At 43.4% G+C, this 18143-nt stretch carries 22 protein-coding genes and 1 pseudogene; 14 read left to right on the plus strand and 9 right to left on the minus strand.

Translation table 11 applies throughout. The features are described 5' to 3' along the window. Positions 1–302 precede the first annotated feature (302 nt). The 3 genes from BLP92_RS12960 to BLP92_RS12970 all read right to left on the minus strand — a co-directional run bounded on the left by BLP92_RS12960 (position 303) and on the right by BLP92_RS12970 (position 1984). Positions 303–839, minus strand: a complete 537-nt coding sequence (locus BLP92_RS12960; protein ID WP_090843388.1) for a flavin reductase family protein — start codon at positions 837–839, stop codon at positions 303–305. A gap of 123 nt (positions 840–962) precedes the next feature. Next, the gene (locus BLP92_RS12965) at positions 963–1463 is read right to left on the minus strand and encodes a YflT domain-containing protein (protein ID WP_175444289.1); all 501 of its coding nucleotides are present in this window, start codon (positions 1461–1463) and stop codon (positions 963–965) included. A 122-nt stretch (positions 1464–1585) separates the two neighbouring features. Then, positions 1586–1984, minus strand: coding sequence for a YflT domain-containing protein (locus BLP92_RS12970; protein ID WP_090843390.1), 399 nt, complete (start codon positions 1982–1984; stop codon positions 1586–1588). Between the two features lie 373 nt (positions 1985–2357). Between BLP92_RS12970 and BLP92_RS12975 the strand changes: the two genes are divergently transcribed. Both BLP92_RS12975 and BLP92_RS12980 read left to right on the plus strand, forming a co-directional pair. Continuing rightward, positions 2358–4880, plus strand: a complete 2523-nt coding sequence (locus BLP92_RS12975) for a penicillin acylase family protein (protein WP_090843391.1) — start codon at positions 2358–2360, stop codon at positions 4878–4880. Next, entirely contained in the window at positions 4881–5546 is a 666-nt protein-coding gene (locus BLP92_RS12980; protein WP_090843392.1) for a pyridoxamine 5'-phosphate oxidase family protein, read from the plus strand. It abuts the gene before it with no gap. 138 nt (positions 5547–5684) lie between these two features. Here the strand turns inward: BLP92_RS12980 and BLP92_RS12985 are convergent, their stop codons facing one another. Beyond that, positions 5685–6029, minus strand: coding sequence for a YflT domain-containing protein (locus tag BLP92_RS12985; RefSeq protein WP_090843393.1), 345 nt, complete (start codon positions 6027–6029; stop codon positions 5685–5687). Between the two features lie 187 nt (positions 6030–6216). Between BLP92_RS12985 and BLP92_RS12990 the strand changes: the two genes are divergently transcribed. Continuing rightward, positions 6217–6963 (plus strand): SDR family oxidoreductase, encoded by a 747-nt coding sequence (locus tag BLP92_RS12990; protein ID WP_090843394.1) that lies wholly within the window; start codon positions 6217–6219, stop codon positions 6961–6963. A gap of 62 nt (positions 6964–7025) precedes the next feature. On the opposite strand, the gene hpt is transcribed toward BLP92_RS12990, so the two are convergent. After that, positions 7026–7562: a hypoxanthine phosphoribosyltransferase gene (gene hpt / locus BLP92_RS12995; protein WP_090843395.1), complete on the minus strand. Its 537-nt coding sequence runs from the start codon at positions 7560–7562 to the stop codon at positions 7026–7028. A gap of 128 nt (positions 7563–7690) precedes the next feature. Here hpt and BLP92_RS13000 point away from each other — a divergent pair, with 128 nt between their 5' ends. From BLP92_RS13000 to BLP92_RS13035, 9 genes and pseudogenes are all read left to right on the plus strand, one after another. Then, positions 7691–8059, plus strand: coding sequence for a nuclear transport factor 2 family protein (locus BLP92_RS13000; RefSeq protein WP_090843396.1), 369 nt, complete (start codon positions 7691–7693; stop codon positions 8057–8059). Between the two features lie 135 nt (positions 8060–8194). Next, complete coding sequence (locus tag BLP92_RS13005) at positions 8195–8503, plus strand: ArsR/SmtB family transcription factor (protein ID WP_090843397.1); 309 nt, start codon at positions 8195–8197, stop codon at positions 8501–8503. A gap of 78 nt (positions 8504–8581) precedes the next feature. Continuing rightward, positions 8582–9457, plus strand: coding sequence for a permease (locus BLP92_RS13010; protein ID WP_090843398.1), 876 nt, complete (start codon positions 8582–8584; stop codon positions 9455–9457). A 367-nt stretch (positions 9458–9824) separates the two neighbouring features. Then, positions 9825–10610: an SDR family oxidoreductase gene (locus BLP92_RS13020; protein WP_090843400.1), complete on the plus strand. Its 786-nt coding sequence runs from the start codon at positions 9825–9827 to the stop codon at positions 10608–10610. A 106-nt stretch (positions 10611–10716) separates the two neighbouring features. Beyond that, positions 10717–11316 carry an NUDIX hydrolase gene (locus tag BLP92_RS13025; protein ID WP_090843401.1) on the plus strand — a complete coding sequence of 200 codons (600 nt, stop codon included), beginning with the start codon at positions 10717–10719 and terminating at the stop codon, positions 11314–11316. Positions 11317–11341: 25 nt separating this feature from the next. Beyond that, complete coding sequence (locus BLP92_RS18285; protein ID WP_280138094.1) at positions 11342–11470, plus strand: hypothetical protein; 129 nt, start codon at positions 11342–11344, stop codon at positions 11468–11470. Next, on the plus strand, positions 11467–12036 hold the full coding sequence (locus BLP92_RS13030) for a GNAT family N-acetyltransferase (protein WP_090843402.1): 570 nt from the start codon (positions 11467–11469) through the stop codon (positions 12034–12036). The genes BLP92_RS18285 and BLP92_RS13030 overlap by 4 nt, the downstream gene beginning before the upstream one ends. Positions 12037–12189: 153 nt before the next feature. After that, positions 12190–12327 carry a hypothetical protein gene (locus BLP92_RS18305; RefSeq protein WP_342028395.1) on the plus strand — a complete coding sequence of 46 codons (138 nt, stop codon included), beginning with the start codon at positions 12190–12192 and terminating at the stop codon, positions 12325–12327. 12 nt (positions 12328–12339) lie between these two features. Continuing rightward, positions 12340–12696: pseudogene (locus BLP92_RS13035) on the plus strand (redoxin domain-containing protein); the annotation flags it as partial. Positions 12697–12738: 42 nt separating this feature from the next. Here BLP92_RS13035 and BLP92_RS13040 read toward each other — a convergent pair. Both BLP92_RS13040 and BLP92_RS18055 read right to left on the minus strand, forming a co-directional pair. After that, positions 12739–13872, minus strand: a complete 1134-nt coding sequence (locus BLP92_RS13040) for a S8 family peptidase (RefSeq protein ID WP_090843404.1) — start codon at positions 13870–13872, stop codon at positions 12739–12741. Positions 13873–13896: 24 nt separating this feature from the next. Further along, positions 13897–14043: a hypothetical protein gene (locus BLP92_RS18055; protein WP_175444290.1), complete on the minus strand. Its 147-nt coding sequence runs from the start codon at positions 14041–14043 to the stop codon at positions 13897–13899. 71 nt (positions 14044–14114) lie between these two features. Here BLP92_RS18055 and BLP92_RS13045 point away from each other — a divergent pair, with 71 nt between their 5' ends. Both BLP92_RS13045 and BLP92_RS13050 read left to right on the plus strand, forming a co-directional pair. Beyond that, the gene (locus BLP92_RS13045; protein WP_090843405.1) at positions 14115–15008 is read left to right on the plus strand and encodes a helix-turn-helix transcriptional regulator; all 894 of its coding nucleotides are present in this window, start codon (positions 14115–14117) and stop codon (positions 15006–15008) included. 144 nt (positions 15009–15152) lie between these two features. Continuing rightward, the gene (locus tag BLP92_RS13050; RefSeq protein ID WP_175444291.1) at positions 15153–15992 is read left to right on the plus strand and encodes an aminoglycoside 6-adenylyltransferase; all 840 of its coding nucleotides are present in this window, start codon (positions 15153–15155) and stop codon (positions 15990–15992) included. A 68-nt stretch (positions 15993–16060) separates the two neighbouring features. Here the strand turns inward: BLP92_RS13050 and BLP92_RS13055 are convergent, their stop codons facing one another. After that, on the minus strand, positions 16061–17071 hold the full coding sequence (locus tag BLP92_RS13055; protein ID WP_090843407.1) for a FecCD family ABC transporter permease: 1011 nt from the start codon (positions 17069–17071) through the stop codon (positions 16061–16063). Continuing rightward, on the minus strand, positions 17068–18075 hold the full coding sequence (locus tag BLP92_RS13060) for a FecCD family ABC transporter permease (RefSeq protein ID WP_090843408.1): 1008 nt from the start codon (positions 18073–18075) through the stop codon (positions 17068–17070). The genes BLP92_RS13055 and BLP92_RS13060 overlap by 4 nt, the downstream gene beginning before the upstream one ends. Between the last annotated feature and the right edge of the window lie 68 nt (positions 18076–18143).

Raw genomic sequence — 18143 nt, forward strand, 5'->3', positions numbered from 1 at the left:
AAGCCTAAAAGAAAAAGTTTTTCCGCATTTTATTGAGGGAATGATTCAAACAGCAATGGTGCTTTACGGAATATGTTAGGAGGTTCAAAGAGCCGGGAAGTGGGAATAGATTATTAGAAATTGAAGAATAGGGAGGAAACGAAATGAAGTACACGAAAAACGAAATCTACCTAATGCTGGAACACCTTGATGAAGAAGAACTAAGACTTGTATACCGATTTATTAACGAACTAAAAGGCAGAGAAGAAAAATAACAATATAAAATAAGAATAACAGCGTCCCAATAAGAAGGGACGCTGTTATTACAGGTTAAATCCTTTAAAAGGCAGTGTAAGAGGACCGGTCATATAATCCTCTTCTCTTTCAGCAGATAAATATTCGACATTCAGATTTTTTTTGTCAGGATGAAGTGCCTTTGCATCGACAATATCACCAACTGCGATGACAAAATCTCCATTATCGATAAGAGAGTGAACCTTGCAGTCAAAGTAAGCGACAGCGTCTTTTAAAATAGGCGTACCCGTTTCTGCATAAATAAAATGTTCTTCCCCGATTTCTTGAATCGACTGATTGCCGGAAAAGAACTTATCATGAAATTCTTCCTGATCCGCTGCCGCCAGACTGAGGGCCCACCTTCCAGAATTTTTTACAATCTCTGTTCCTTCAAACTCTTTCGGAAAACAGGTCAGCATTCGCGGCGGGTGATGGGAGCACTGGGTAGTCCAGCAGCCAAAGTGGAAGTGGGCACGCTTGTCATCAGAAGTAGATACAAAAAAGACGCCCCGGGAGCGGAGCCCGTAAATCTGGCTGTATTTATCTCTGCTTTGATTAGAATCCATGTGTTACTCCTCCAGTAGCAGGCTTCTTGAAAATTCAGTAGAAGAGCCGCATATTTTTTATAAAAAAAACTCGTTCCTGCATTCAGGTTTTCTGCTGAAGGAACGAGAAAGATTTTATTTACGTCAGCGATCATTTTCTTTCGTGTCAGGATGATTGCTGTTCTTTTTTTCGTTCTCATCCTGGGAAAAGTTTTCTTCGGTGGAAGGAACGACTCTGCCGTCAGGAACTTCCACTCCCTTTGGAGTTTCTTCTGCGAGCACGACAATTTTGCCGCTGTTTACTTCAGCTTCGTACTGCTCTGCCTCTGTGTCTGTGAGTCCAAATGCTGTAAACACCTGCGGACCCGTAGCTTCTGCAGCTTCTTTTTCCCCTTTATTATCGGCCTCTCCTTTAAATGTTTTTTTCACTTTCTCCCAGAAGGAAGGATCTTCAGCGTCTTTTTCAGATCTGCCTTCGGTTGTTTCTACGTTGACATCCATATCTTCTTCCAGCCAGGAAGTGTGCTCGTTTTTATTGGCAATAATGTTGATTGTATGCGGCTGATGTCCATCGAACTTTAAGTCATTTACTGTTTTTAAAACTTCCTCTTTTGTTTGATATACGCCGACAACTCTTTTACCCACGTTCATACCTCCTTCATTTATTACGTGCCGATTCCTTAGCAGAAGAGCAGGAGAGATATCCGCTCCTGTAAATCTGCCGTGATAAAAAATTAACTATTAAATTAAAAATCTTTTACTTCTGCTTAAATGCGCGCAGAACCGGAAGAACTGTCAGGAACGAGCAGCAGAAATCTGCCATTGCTGACGTCTGCTTCATACTCCTGGGCAGCTGCTTCGTTTAATCCATACTTTGTTAAGTCCATTTCGCCGGCTTTCTGCCCCTCGCCGGAAAAATCCGTTTGTCCCTGAAATACAGCTTTTACCTTATCCCAGAAAGAAGTTTCCGGACCTTCAACTGCATCAGGTTTATTCTCCATCGTTTTTACGTCAGCGCCCGTTTTATCTTTCAGCCAGGAAATAGAAGCATTTTCATTAGCTACAAGAAAAAGTTCTTCTGGGGCGTACCCTTCCTGCTGAAGATCTTCGGCAGCTGCTTTCACTTCTGCTTCTGAATCATATACGCCAATTACTTTTCTGCTCATTCAAGACATCCTCCTTATACGCTTTTTAAATGATCGGTATATTTGTTGATATAGAAACTATTCCCATAACGAATCATCTGAAACTTCGTTCTATTATTTTCCCTGCTTGCCAGGCTGCAAAATAATATACACATTCAAAACATAAAGGATTTCAATCATGCAGGACCTTCAATTAACGGTGACGAATATAAAAGTAAAGTAATAAAGTCACAGTGTTACAATACATAGAGTTTTGCATTATAAGGTGCAGTTGAAAAGGAGAAAGAAGATAGTGATTCCAGATTTTTGTTGCTAAGAAGGGAGCTTTCCAGGGAGGGATTCAGCTAGTCATTGTAAAGATTCTTCAAAAAATAAAAAAGTCAGGGGGAGGCAAATGAGAAATGTATCTACATATAATCGAGAGTACAAATCTTTTTTTCAACGAAGATGGGTAAAGGCTCTGTTATGGATAGGGGCGGTAATAGCAGTATTGATCATTCTTGGGCTGTTTGCAGCAAACTGGTTTGTGGGGAAAAGCCACCCGGAACTGGACGGAGCAGTTTTGGAAGCTCCAGTTTCTTCAGAAGTAGAAGTAGTGCGTGATGACCGCGGCGTCGCGAAAATTATTTCTTCAGATATAGAAGATTTATTTTTTGCGCAGGGATATGTAATGGCGCAGGATCGATTATTTCAGATGGATATGACAAGGCGTCTGGCAGGGGGGAAACTCTCGGAGGTTGTAGGGGAAGCGGCACTGGAAAGTGACAAATACTTTCGTACATATGGGATGCACCGTGCAACTGAAGCATTAACTGAGGAATTTGACCAGGAAACAAGGGAGATAGTAGAGGCTTTTGCAGCTGGTGTCACTGCGTATATTGATACAGCTTTTGCAGAAGGAGAGCAGCCGCTGGAATTTCGTATCCTCGGTTACGAGCCTGAGCCATGGACGATAGAAGATACTGCAATTGCAGTGAAATATATGGGATATACTCTCACAGGGAACTTTGAAGATGAATTAAAGAATTATGAACTCCTGCGAATGCTCGGACCGGAAGCGGCGCAATTATTTCCTGACTATCACCGGCATGAAAATTTCCCTGTAATCGGCCAGGAAGCTGCTCCACATAATGATGAAAGCACAGAGATTGAATTCTTTGAAGAGAACGGATTCGCACAGGCGCTTTATTTAGAAGAGGTAGAAGAGCTGCTTAATTTTGTACCTGATACCTGGAATGGAAGTAATAATTGGGCAGTAAGCGGAGAATACACGGAGAGCGGGATGCCGATGCTCGGAGATGACCCGCACCTGGGGCTTGCCGTTCCAAGTGTTTGGTATCAGACACATCTGGAGCTGGAAGATGATTTTCATTCCATCGGGGTGACAGTGCCGGGTATACCGGGCGTCGTTTTGGGGCATAATGGCAAAGTCAGCTGGGGAGTAACATCTATGTCAGCTGATTATGAGGATGTTTTTCTGGAGCAGGTGAACCCGGAAGCACCGAATGAATTTTTATTTGATGGAGAATGGGAGGAAGCGGAATTAATTGATGAAGAAATCTATATAGAAGGAGAAGAGGAGCCCTATATTCACCGGGTGGAAATCACGAGAAACGGACCGGTCATGAATAAAATAATGGAAGAAGGACCATACCAGGCGTTTTCTCTCAGATGGAGCGGATTGGAAGCTGGAGAGGAGCTGAATGGAATTCTCCGTTTAAACCGTGCTGAAAACGCGGAGGAGTTCGCAGCCGGGCTGGAAGGATTCGTCACGCCGGGGCTGAGCTGGGTATTCGCTGATACAGAAGGAAATATCGGCTACCGCGGCCAGGCATTGCTGCCAGTGAGAAATGAGTCAGATGGAAGGCTGCCGGTCCCCGGCTGGGAGCCGGAATATCAGTGGGATGGTTTTGTCCCGGCAGAGGATCTTCCTGCGGTGATGAATCCGGACAGCGGCTATATTATGACAGCGAATCACAGCCCGATAGATGAAACTTACGAGTATGAAATCGGGCGCAGCTATTTTCCTTACCGAGGTCTGCGGTTAGAAGAAATGATAGCGGAGAAAATTACAGCAGAGAAGCCCTTTACGCTGGATACAATGAAAGAAATGCAGCTGGATGTAACCAATACACAGGCGCGTATGCTCGTGCCGCTGATGACAGAAGCTGTAGCAAGGTGGGACAGTGACACAGAAGAAGCGAGCAGTATGGACGGAGAGGAACTGGACGAACTGTCCGCACTGGAACAGGAAGCGCTCGATCTGTTGCAGGAGTGGGACTATACAGAGAATGCAGACAGTGCAGAAGCACTAATATGGCAGATCTGGTATGAAACACTGCCGGAAGCAATGTTTGAACGGTACCTGCATGTAGAAGTGACAAACCATTTATCACGGCATTTTGCACTGGAAGAAGCTGCGGATCATCCGGAAGGAATATTATTTGGATTTTTGGATGAAAGGTGGCACGTATCTTTCGCACAGGCAGCAAGGGAAACTTTTTATGAAGCAGTTACCCGGGCAGAGGAAATGCAGGGGGGAGATACGGACAGCTGGGCGTGGGGCGACTGGCATGCCGTGAAGATTGAACATCCTCTGGGAGCAGTCTGGCCTTTAAATCACCTGCTGAATGTGGAAGGAGAGGGAATCGGGGGAAGCGGCTTTACTCCTGGCGCAGCAAGCTATGATATAGAAACAGGTGCTGCAAACCACGGTGCAGGCTGGAGGTTTATTGCTGATCTTGCTTCTCCGGACACGCATTATGATGTGAACATTCCAGGACAGTCCGGGCAGTGGCGGTCTCCGTATTATGACGACCAGCTGGAAGATTGGACAGCAGGAGAATATGAACAAATGATTTATGATAAAGAAGAACAGGAAGATATGGACCGGGTAAGGTTCATTCCGTCAGAATAAATGCCAGAGAAAATAATCTCTGCAAAAGGAGAGTCATCTGTAGTGTGGAAAAATATTATACAATCAAAAGCAGAGCTGCGTGAATTGCTGGGAGAACCAAGTGAACTGGCGCAAAATAAGGTGATTGACCGCTTGGATGAGCACTGCAGAAACTTTATCGCGCAATCCCCGTTTGTTCTGCTGGGGACCTCCGGCATCAGCGGCAGAGGTGACGTGTCCCCGCGTGGTGACGCGCCGGGTTTTGTGAAGGTAGTAAATGAAAAGCACCTGGTGATTCCCGAACGTCCGGGAAATAAAAGGGTGGATTCACTGCAGAATATACTGGAAAACCCTCAGGTAGGGCTGCTGTTCTTTATACCGGGTCTGGGGGAAACACTTCGCATTAATGGAAAAGCAGTGATTCTTAAAGATCCTGAGTTGCTGGAGACTATGGCAGTGAATAAAAAAGTGCCACTTCTAGGAATAGGAGTAGAAGCAGAAGAATGCTTTATTCACTGTGCCAAAGCGTTTAAAAGATCGCAGCTTTGGGAGCCGGAAAGCTGGCCGGAGAAAGCAGCGCTTCCTTCTGCAGCCAGAATGATAAAAGCACATGCAGACCTGGAGAAAATGACGGAAGCAGAGTTAGAAGACCGGCTTCAGAAAGGTTATGAACAGAAGCTTTACTGACATTGAGTCATTTTCTCAAAGGCATCATCTTCCCATCACAAAATAAAAGGACACAGCCGGACACGCTGAAAAACCTTTCTCTAAAAAAGAGAAAGGTTTTTCAGGAGGGCCATAGAATATTTTTCCCGTGTGAAGCAATTAAAAGTCGACTTCATCCTGATTTGTAACAACGAGCAGCGTTTTTCCTTTATCAAGCTCTTCTTCAAGCTCGTCTGCTTTGTCGGAAGATAGACCAATTTCTTTCATCTTCGTACGAAGTTTGTCTCCTTTATTGCGGAAAACATTCTTCAGCGTTGTGCCTACACCGATTTCACTAACCCCGATTTTATTTGCATCAGTATTTTTACGGTTTCTGCGTTCATGACTGTTATCATGGCTCAGTATATAAATATCATCGTCAGAGACACCGCTTTCCCGTAAATTGTTAATAGATTCATTTAGTGTTTCGTCATTGTGAAACAGTTTCCATTTTGGACTGCTCATATTATTGCCTCCTTTAGTTAATTAAGTAAAGACTGGACAGGACTGCCACTACTATCTGCTTACCCTTTCCTGCGAAAAATAAATCTAAAGAAATTCTTAATGGCTCTTTTTCAGCAAGTTTCCTTTAGCGCAGAACTGGGTAGAAGAGAGACATGCAGGATAAACTTTTAAAGGTGGTTTTCATATAATGGACTGGAATAATAAAACGATAGTAATTACAGGAGCAAGCAGCGGTATTGGAGAGGCAACCGCAGCCCGTTTCGCGAAGGAAGGAGCAAATGTTGTACTGGCAGCCAGACGGGAAGAACGCTTGGAAGAAATAAAGCAGCGATTTATCGATTCTCCGGGAACGGTGGATTATAAACCGACAGATGTGACTTCCCAGCAGCAGATGGAAGAGCTGATATCATTTGCAATAGACAGATTCGGCCAGGTGGATGTCTTATTTAATAACGCGGGACTAATGCCTCTCAGCTTTTTGGAAAAGAAAAAAGTAGATGAGTGGGATAAAATGATCGATGTGAATATTAAGGGAGTATTATATGGAATCGGTGCAGTGCTGCCGCATATGAAAGAGCGGAACAGCGGACATATTCTTACTACTTCTTCTATTGCAGGGCACGAAGTAATGCCCGCAGGCGCAGTTTACTGCGGTACAAAATTTGCTGCACGAGTGATTATGGAGGGACTTGGCAAAGAATTAGCGAGTACTGATATTCGCACCACTTCCATTTCACCTGGAGTAGTGGATACAGAATTAATGGATTCCATCTCTGATGATGATGCACTTAACATGATGAAGGAAGGCCTTGCGAAAAGTGAAATGACTCCTCTTAAAGGAGAGGATATTGCAGAAGCAGTATTCTATACAGTAAATCAGCCTTCACATGTAGATGTAAATGAAATTATTATCCGGCCGACGAAGCAGGGATAATCAGTGAAGATAGAAAAAGAGCCCGTTCTCCGGCAAATAACTGGAGGCGGGCTTTTTTCAATTTATGCATCTTCCGTTTTTTTCACGCTTGCAATATAAGGAAGCTGGCGGTACTGCTGTGCGTAGTCGATTCCGTAACCGACAATAAATTCATCAGGAATAACAAAACCTACATAATCAATCGGAAGATCTACTTTACGGCGCTCCGGTTTATCAAGCAGTGTGCATATCGCCATTTTTTTCGGCTTGTGCATCTTCAAGTGATCCATCAGGAAATGGAGCGTTAATCCACTGTCGACTATATCTTCTACCACCACTACATTTTCACCGGTAATATTACTGTCAAGGTCTTTCAAAAGCCTAACTTTTCCTGTCGTGTGTGTTTGATTTCCGTAACTTGATACAGAAATAAAATCCACCTGTACATTATTTTTAAACTCACGCATCAAATCTGCAGCGAACACAAAAGATCCTTTTAATACAGCGATAATTACTACTGGTTCATTGTTAAAGTCTTTCTCAATTTCTGCAGCAAGTTCTTTTACACGCTGTTTAATCTGCTGCTCAGACAACATCGTATCGTTAATTTCGTAACCCATAGCTCGTACCCTCTTTCCTATGTAGAATCACTTAGTATTCTACTGCCTCCTGAGGAGAATGTAAAATTTTCTTTCAATAGATCCGGAAATTCGATAAGCTTGGATTATAAAGATGGAGGGATTAAATCATGAAAACGAAAAACCATATTTTTTTAGAGGAATTTAATGAGGCATTCGCAAAAAATGATATAGCGCACATATTGGAAAGCATTACAGATGATATTACCTGGAAAATGGCTGGAGATATCACGCTTCATGGCAAAGAAGAAGTAGAAAAAGCGCTGCGCGCTATGGAAAATCCTCCACAGGTGGAACTTGCACTGGATCGTTTATTTATTCATGGGAGAGATGCGGCAGCGAACGGTATTATTACGATGACCAAGGAGGATGGCACGGTAAAAAAATATGAATTTTGTGATGTCTATGCCTTTCATCAGTATAAAGGTGGCAAAATACGTAAACTGACTTCGTACGTGGTAGAAGCGAAAGAAGAATAGGAGTTTGAGAAAAGTGCTTCAGAGAATTGAAGCACTTTCTATATATCAAAAATATTTGATTTAATACTTGTATTTTTAAGTAAGGCAGTTTATATTTATATTAATCAAAAAAAATTGATGTAAGGAGAGCTGATTATGCGATTTGAAATTCCATTGCAGCAAACAGACTTTAAAGCCTATGAAAAGAAATTCAAAGCTTTGGCTGATGAAAAAAGACTGCATCTCTTGTCTATTCTCTGCCAGGAAGGTCCGGCCTGTGTATGCGATCTGACTGAAAAACTGGAACTGCCGCAGTCAAAACTGTCCTACCACTTAAAAATACTTATGGATGCAGAGATGCTTGTCCGGGAAAAGCGGGGGACTTGGAATTACTATTCTATTAACAGCGAAGTGATTGACCACCTCTTATCAGAGCAACTCTGCTGCGTTTTCCGCCCGGCTTAAGCCGGGTGCTTTCAAGGATTAAACATCAAAATAATTTGATGTAATCAATATATCAAAAATAATTGATGAAATGAGGTAATGGAAATGGAAGTACTGCAGAGCTTTTTTGCAATCATGGTGAAGTTAACAGTTTTATTCGTTGGAATTTCTTTTGTACTGCACTTGTTTCAAGTATTTATTCCTTATGAAAAAATGGAAAAGTGGCTGCGGCAATCGAACCCGGTAACGGGAGGAGTGGTTGCCCTGACTTTTGCTTTTTTCACACCTTTTTGTTCCTGCTCTACCATCCCTGTAATTGTCAATCTGCTGAAAAACAATGTACGGTTTGGAACAGTGATGGTATTTTTATTTGCGTCTCCGGTGCTGGATCCCACGATACTCACGATTATGGGTGTCATTATGGGATGGGAAACTGCTGTTATGTATACGATACTTACTTCTCTTATTGCTTTGACAATTGGACTGGTGCTGGAAGCTTTCGGCTTTGAAAAATCTCTGAAGCCGGTAGTAATGAGAGAACCAAACAGGAAGAAAACCAGCTTTTCCCCAAAACGGGCCTGGCTGGAAACTTGGAAAACGATGAAAACGGTCTATCCCTACTTGCTTATCGGTGCTGCAGTTGGAGCAGTTATCCACGGCGTCGTCCCTGCGGAATTTATCAGCACCTATTTCGGCGGAGATGCATGGTGGCTGATCCCGGTGGCAGCCGTGGCAGGAATTCCGCTTTACATCCGGCTTTCCAGTATGATTCCTATTTCGCAGGTGCTGATCGTGAACGGGATGGCGCTTGGTCCCGTCATGGCAATGATGATCAGTTCGGCCGGGGCAAGCCTGCCGGAATTAGTGCTCTTAAAGTCTATTTTTAAAAGGGAACTGATAGCTGTATTTGTAGTATCTGTAGTGGCAATGTCTACAATTTCAGGCTTTCTGTTTTATTGGACGCAGTGGCTGTAATTATCGTTTGGGAAATCCCCTTCTTTCTGCGTAAGAAACGCAGAGGAAGCAGACCTGCATCGGCGTGCCGGTTTCATCTTCGTATTTTTGCGTTTCATTTGATGGACGCTTACAAAAGTAACATGTCTTTTTCACGAAGACGCCCTGAATTTTTTGTTTTAATCTGGTGAAAGTACCCATCGGCAATATCTTCCTTTCAAATATGCTGAGCTCTATTTTATCATCTTTGAGGAAGCTCCTCTTTCTTTTTGCTTAGGCTCTCTTCAAGCTTAGTTGAAGGGAGAGCATTAGACGAGATGATGTTTATACGTAAATGTGAGGGGAATAAGACACTTATCACAATTACCGTAAACAGGAGGCATATAGCATGAGTAAAACAATATTTTTTACAGGTGCCGGAACAGGCCTGGCAAAAGGAGCAGCAATAGGGTTAGCCAAGGAAGGGCACAAAATCATTGCATCAGTTGAAAATCATCCGCAGATTACCTCTTTAAGAGAAGCGGCAGATAGAGAAGGCGTAGAAATGGAAATCTTTAAGATGGATATTACTAATCCAGCAGACCGAGCACGGATGGACCGCTATGATTACGATATTTTCGTAGCAAATGCAGCTGTGAACGAAGGCGGACCGCTGGGAGAAGTGCCGATGTCTGCATTCCGCAATTTGTTTGAAGTGAACGTGTTCAGTACGCTCGAGACTGCCAGGATCGCCGCAGCACATTTTGTGGAAAAACGCAGCGGTAAGATTATTTTTATGTCCTCGATGGCCGGACTGATGTCTTCTGGCTATGTTGGACTCTACGCAGCATCCAAACATGCGGTGGAAGCAATCGCCAAGGCCATGTACGATGAAATGCAGGAATTTAACGTACAGGTGGCGACCATCAATCCAGGGCCGTTTGCCACTGGATTTAATGACCGGGCAGTAGAAGAAAAATGGGAATGGTATGATGAAGATGTGCACTACTCGCCGAAAGATAAAATGAAAGAAAAGGATAAAGGCACCGAAAACCAGTTTGACCCGGAAGATATGATTGCAAAAATGGTAGAAATTATTCCTAAAGACTCTCATAAATTCCGTACTGCCTATCCAGAGGAAACAGCAGAATCAATGCGCGAAGAGGAAAAGGAAAACTGGGAAAAAGAAATCTAAAATCAAGTGGAAAATCCGGAGGTGTAACAGCCTGCGGATTTTTTACTGTGAAATGAGAGGCTGTGGTAAAATGAGGAAAATACTTTTGGAGAGGAAATTGTGAAACATGGAAACACTGCGTATTTTCAATGAAAACTATCAGCAAATTGGGGAAATGAGCAGAGAAGAAGTCCACTGGACCGGAACATGGCACGAGACATTTCATTTGTGGATTCTTACAGTCGAAGAAGACAAAGAATATATTCATTTTCAAGTGCGAAGCCAGTCAAAAAAAGATTTCCCTGGGCTGCTTGATATAACTTCGGCAGGTCATCTGCTTGCATCTGAAAAAAAGGAAGACGGTCTGAGAGAAGTAAGAGAAGAAATAGGACTCTTACTGGAACTGCAGGAACTGGATTACATAGGACTGCTGAATGATGAACTTTTACTGGAAGATTTTCAAGATAGAGAAATGTGTCATACATATTTTTATAGAGCTGCTGCAGAAATATGGGTTTCTTACCGATTTAATGAAGAGGTCCAGGGGATGGTTAAAATAGAAAAGAAAGCATTCCGTCAATTATGGCAAGGGGAGATAAATAAAATAGAAGGGACCAGCTTATCCCACAAAGGCGATGAGTCTGACGGTAAATCAGTCTCATTAACAAAAAGAGATTTCGTTCCACATTCGGATTCCTATATGAGAAGAGTTTTAAACGCAATATAATAACTTCAACAGATGATGGAAGGGAATGAATGAAATGGAATTTTTCATATTTTCACTTGCCGCAGCAGGATTTGCGCTGCCTGCCTTAACTTCTCACAAAGTAGAAAAACTGGAAAAACAAATCGAGCAGCTGGAAGAGAGGTACAGAAAATGAAACCGATTCTCTTTGATTTTCCAAACCAGTTTGAAACAGAAAATTTATTCATCAGACTGCCGCTTCCCGGCGATGGGGAAGCAGTATATGAAGCAAAAAAAGCATCAGCTGAACAATTGAATTTATGGCTGCCGTTTATCCCGACAGATGAAGAGCCGGAGAAAACCGAAGCGAATATCCGGGATGCTTATGCGAAATTTATGATGCGCGAAGATCTGCGGTTACATATATTTTTAAAACAGTCGCATCAATTTATTGGCTGTACAGGACTTCACCGCATTGACTGGAGCATTCCAAAATTCGAGATCGGATATTGGATGGATATACGCTGGAGCGGAAGAGGCTACATGACGGAAGCTGTCGAGGGAGTAACGAAGTTTGCAGCTGAAACCCTGCGGGCGAAACGCGTGGAGATCCGGTGCGATACACTTAATACGAAAAGCAAAGCGATCCCGGAAAGATTAGGATTTGAGCTGGAAGCTGTATTGAAAAACGATAAAAGAGATCCAGCGGGAGACCTGAGGGATACTTGTGTATTCGTTAAAATATGGGAGGATGAAAATTGACTGAATAAAGATTCTGTTATAGATAATGAAGGCATACCGTAAAACTGCATCCTGAGCGAATCATCGAAAGCCTTAATTTTCAGAAAGTAAACATCATTTCCCTTAAACAAGGGTAATATTAAATGAACTTACTTTTAAGAAAGAGGTGGTTTCATGTCAGAATTTAAGCTGGGACAGCAGGTGCCGGAAATTTCCCTGCCGGCAGCTTCCGGAGAAACCTATCACTTATCAGAAGATCAAAAGAAAAGAGAAGGCTGGAGATTTATTGTCTATTTCAGAGGCTCCTGGTGACCAGCATGCAAACAGGATCTGGAAGATCTTGCAGCGAACAAGAGTTACTTTGATAAACACAACATTCACTTCACAGCTGTTTCTACAGATTCAGAAGAAAATCTGAAACAGTGGCAGGAGGAAAATAACTTTCCATTCCCATTACTCGCTGACGAAAATTTTGCGCTGCTCCATGATTATGGAGTGTATCTGCACGATGATGAAGAAGCACCGTATAAGGATGAGGGAAAACATGGGGAACCAGCTGTGTTTCTGCTCGATGAAGAAGGGAAACTCCTTTATCAGCAGAAGCAGACGAGTCCTTTTGGAAGACCTGACGCAAAAGAATTACGGAAAATAGCAGCTTATATTAAGAAGAATTTAAAATAAAAATGTCCGGGTACCTCATAAAAAGAGATACCCGGACTTTGTTTAATTATTGACAGCATCCGCTGCCTGAATGAGGCCATTTCCGTAATCACGCGCGGAGCCTAATGGCAAGGCAGTACTATTAAGAAGCTCCCGAAGCTCTGAATTAGAAAGCTCAGGACGGGCCTGCCATACCTGTGCAGCGACACCTGCGACATGTGGAGCCGCCATAGAGGTGCCGTTGAAAGACTGATAGTTGTTTCCCGGCGTAGTGCTGCGTATGTCCACTCCAGGTGCAGATATTTCTACTGCAGGTCCGGCACTGGAGAAAGAAGCAGTATTGTTATTCGCATCTACTGCCGCAACAGCTATCGCTGAATCATACTGTGCAGGATATCCTACTGTATTAAAAAAGCCTAATCCTTTCCCGCTGTTTCCGGCAGCAGCGACTACAAGTGACCCTTCCTGATAGGCAAGATCAGTGAATTCTTCCAGGATGGAAGACCCTTGGGAACCACCGAGGCTCATATTAATAATGTCTATGTCATTTGCGATCGACCATTCAATTCCCTCTGCGATTCCAGCAAGAGAACCGCTGCCCTCGTTACTAAGTACTTTTACTGCATAAAGGTCAGCTTCCGGCGCTGCACCAAGGACGCCGATATCATTGTCCAACGCTGCAACAGTTCCGGCAACATGAGTTCCATGTCCGTTTTCGTCATAAAACGGATTTGAATTTGCGGAATCTGTAAATACAGAATAGCCTCCCTGAATGTTATCGTATAAGTCCTGATGATTGATATCGATTCCCGTGTCAAGGACAGCTACGCTCATTCCTTGCCCGCGAAAGCCAAGGCCCTGTACATCCAGAGACTGTACCTGCTCAATTCCATAAGGAATATCCTGCAGTGTGTGAACTTCGGCATTTTCATCTAATGCTGCTACATGTGGGTGTTTTTCCATTGCTTCTGCCTGTTCTTCTGTTAACTCCACCAGGTGCACCGGAAGGTAATTGTATTCATGCAGAATGTCTTCGTTATCTACACCGAAGGCATTAAGCAGGCCGGCTTCTGCCGGTCCGTCGAACTGGATTAAGTACTCCTCCTTATCATTTCCGTTGTCTTGGGGTGCAGCACTGACATGAAAAGGCGCAGCAACGAGAGCTGCAGTAAAAGTTCCGAGAATAAGCTTTTTCATCCAATCATCCTTTGCTGTAAGATATTAGTCTTCATATGGTAAATCCATTGGCTCAAAAACATCTTCGTACGGCAGATCGGCAGGCTCAATAACACTGTTTCCTGAGGCTGCATTTACGGTTCCTGCGCAAATAAAAGAAAATAATAAAGTGAAAATAAAAAATCGCTTCATGGTATTTCACCTCCTTTTAAAAGTAAGATATAGTAAAAGAAAAGTTCTTTTTAGAGAAATGGGTGGTACATATGAACAGTGAGGAGCTCGGCCGGACAATTGCGAAAGTGCGGAAGCAGAAATCAATGTCTCAAAAGCAGCTTGCCGAAGGAATCTGCACGCAGGGTGCAATTTCTCAAATTGAAAAAGGAACAATGGTGCCAAAAGTAGATACGCTTTATTTTCTGGCACTTCGTCTTGATGCACCGCTGAATTATTTTATTGAGGTGTTCATAGAACCTGATTATGAAGAAAGGGATAAGCTGGCAGGTGAAATCGAATCTGCCGCGAGAGAACGTCAGCATGAGCATATTTATCAGCGGATCACAGAGCTTTATCAGACACAGGACAAGTTTGAAATTTCTCTCTCTTATTATTTGCGCTGGTTTTATACAGTAAGTAAATTTCATACAAGTCGAATTTCCGCTGAAGAAGCGATTGAAAAACTTCGTCTCCTGCTGCAGGAAGGGGACGATACCAATATCCGCCGGCACCACCTTCACCTGAGAATTATGAATACACTTGCTTATCTCTATGCACTGGAAGGGAGTACAAAGCAGAGTTTGTACTACCAGGATAAAATCCTGCAGACCCAGGTGATAACTTCCTCCGCAGCAAATGAACTCGATTATGATGTTTTTCTCATCCGGGTCATGTACAATAAAGCAAAAATGCTGTATGACACGAATCAGATCAGTAAATCTCTGGAAGTTATTGAGCAGGGAGTCGCAAGCTCAATTGAAAAGGAAAATATGTCACTGCTCGGCCAGCTGTATTATTACCGGGGCCAATGTCTGGAAAAGGATGATGGAGACGAAGAAGAAATAAAAGAATCTTATCAAAGAGCACTGCTTTTCTTTGAAATTTTAAATAAAAGAGCTTACTCGAAACTTGTCTGGGAACATAAAGAAGCTTTTCTGGTCTAAATGAAATTTAGCTGGAAAGCTTTTTGTTATATTCAGAATAGTGCCAATAGGTAAAATAAACAATAATTGAAGCAGTATTAAATATTAGTTTACTAATAAATGAAAATTTTCATGAGCAGAAATGTGATGGAAAGGAGGATTTCTGTGCGTACAGAGAAGGAAATGATGGCAATAATTCTTGGAGCAGCGGAGCAGGAGGAAAAAATAAGAACAGCAGTATTGAATGGTTCACGGGTGAATAATTTGGCAAAGAAAGACCACTGGCAGGACTACGATATTGCTTATATCGTAACCGATATAGAAGATTTGCTGTTAAGGGAGAACTGGCTGGAGCAATTTGGAGAAATACTGATTATGCAGAGGGCGGATGATTTCTCACTCTCATCAACAGCAAAAAAGAAGAGTTATACTTTTCTTATGCAGTTCACAGATGGGAACAGAATTGATCTCACACTTGTTCCGCTTGAGGAAAAAGAAAGTTTTTTGAAAAGGGATTCCCTCACAAAAATCCTGCTGGAAAAAGATCAAGCGCATCCTCTCCCGCCCCCGGATGACAGCTTCTATTGGATAGAGCAGCCATCAATAAGCAAATACCGTGACTGCTGCAATGAATTCTGGTGGGTCTCTTTATATGTGATAAAAGGATTGGAGAGAGGAGAACTGCTGTATTCAATGGAACATTTGAATATTATGCGGGAAATGCTGCTGCAAATGCTTGATTGGAATATTGGAAGTAAATATGATTTTAAAGTCAGTACGGGAAAAAATCATAAATTCATACAGCAATTTTTGACACAGTCCCAATGGAAAAGCTTGCTGCAGACATACCCGCAGGCACTGCCGGATGCTCAGCTGAAAGCTTTTTGGAAGATGGTTCATTTATTCGAGGAAGCAGCCGACGAAGCAGCTGCACAATTCCAGTATCCCTATAATTCTGCAGAGGCAGAAAATATAAAGGATTTTATTCGGAAATCTTTCCTATGAACGAAGTTCCTCACTCTATTTTTCATAAAAAACCTGTCTTCCTCCATTACTCGGAGGAAGACAGGTTATTAAGAAGATTTCCGGAGCAGAAGGTAAATAAAATAAGGTGCTCCGAGAAGAGAAACGACAATACCTGCAGGAAGTCCATCCGGATCCACAATATTTCTTCCCACGGTATCAGCTAGAACTAATAACCACGCACCGACAATCATCGCCACAGGTATGAGCCTGCGGTGATCTGACCCAGTTAAAGAGCGTGCGATGTGAGGAGCCATAAGCCCGACAAAAGCAATGCCGCCGGTGACAGAGACAGCAGAGGCTGCAAGAGCGACAGCAGCAGCCAGCAGGCTGATCTGCGTCCGCTTCATTGAGACACCGGCTCCCGTAGCAACTGCGTTGCCGAGCCCAATAAGATTCAAGGCTCTTGCCTGGTAGAAGACAAACGGTATGAGCAGCAGCAGCCAGGGAAGCAGCGCAAGCACAAACGGCCAGTCCGTTCCCCAGATATTTCCCGCAAGCCATTTGGCAATGAATTCCACCTTTACTCTTTCAGCCCCGGAGATAAGCACAATCATTGCACCGGATAAGGCAAGAGAAAAACCTACCCCAATCAGAATAAATCTTGTAGGATGAAGTCCAATATTTTTTTCATATGCGAATAAGTAGATTAAGCCCGCTGTTAAAAAGGCGCCGAGAAAAGCAACTAACGGAAGTACATAAATAAATGAACCTGCTGATACGGGGAAAAACAAGAAAAATACAGCTACTGCCACTCCTGCACCTGCATTTATTCCTACGATCCCGGGATCAGCCAGGTCGTTTCTCGTAAGCCCCTGCAGAATCATCCCTGATAAAGCAAGTGCTGCCCCGGCAAGCAGAGTAATAAATATTCTCGGCAGACGCACGGAAAACAAAACAAAAGACTCTGCAAAAGTGCCGTCTCCAAGCAGTACTGGAAGTATTCGTGAATAAGGCAAAGTAGCATATCCAACCCCTGTACTTACAACCATCGTAAGGAGCAGGAGGGCAAATCCTCCGAAAAGTAAAATAGTAAAGGGAATTCTCTTTACACTGTTCATAGATTTTTTCCTCCTTTCTTCACAATCCAAAGAAAGAAAGGAAGGCCGAGAATAGCTACAAGCGCTGCTACCGGTGTTTCATATGGAGCATTGATTGTACGGCCGGCAGTATCAGCAAATAACAGGAATGCCGCGCCAACAATAGCAGACATCGGAATAATCATCCGGTAGTCAGTGCCGACGATGCTGCGTACAATGTGAGGGATCATCAGTCCGATAAATGCCATGTTTCCAACAAGTGCTACGGCTGTCCCGGCAAGCAGAATGACAAGAACGAACAGCAGCGCTTTAATAAGCTCCGTCCGCTGGCCGAGCCCGGTAGCTACATCTTCATTCAGGTTAAGTATCGTCAGCTGTCTGCTGAGAAGGATGGCTGCCAGCAGGCCGACAAGAATAATAGGAGAAATCAGCTGCAGCTGGCTCCAGCTTGTACCGATTAAGCCGCCGGCGGTCCACATTGATACGTCTTTTGAAATTCCAAAAAGAAGCCCCAGCCCTTCTGCCATTGCGTGAAAAAATGCAGTTACGGCAGCACCTGCAAGAACAATGCGAAAAGGGGAAACCGGACCGCGGGCTGCTTTATTCACGCCGAAAACGATCGCGGCCGCGATCGTTGCTCCTGCCATACATGCAAGCATTAATCCAAAGTAATTAGATCCCGGGAAAAATGCAAGCATGACGGCAAGCGCTAAATTTGCCCCTGCGGTAAGCCCGAGAAGTCCAGGCTCTGCAAGCGGATTTCTTGTCATGCCCTGCATAATTGCTCCCGAAACCGCAAGTGCTGCCCCGGTAACTGCTGCTCCAACCTCACGAGGAAGCCGTATATCACGGATAATTGCGTAAGTCTCTCCACTTTCCCTCGTAAAAACAGCCCTCCATACATCGGTTCTGCTGATATCTGCAGCTCCCAGAATAAGGGAAAGATAAAACATCACCAGAAGCAGCAGGACGGCTGCTGGAAAATAAATTGTCATTGAAGCAGTGCGGCGGGATAAACCAAACATTGGGAAGCTCCTTCGCATTTCTTTAAAAATAAGTAAGTATAAGTTGTCGAAAAGCTGTCCAGCTTCTC

The organism is Alkalicoccus daliensis, from assembly GCF_900103955.1.
In the GTDB taxonomy this organism is placed as follows: Bacteria; Bacillota; Bacilli; order Bacillales; family Salisediminibacteriaceae; genus Alkalicoccus; species Alkalicoccus daliensis.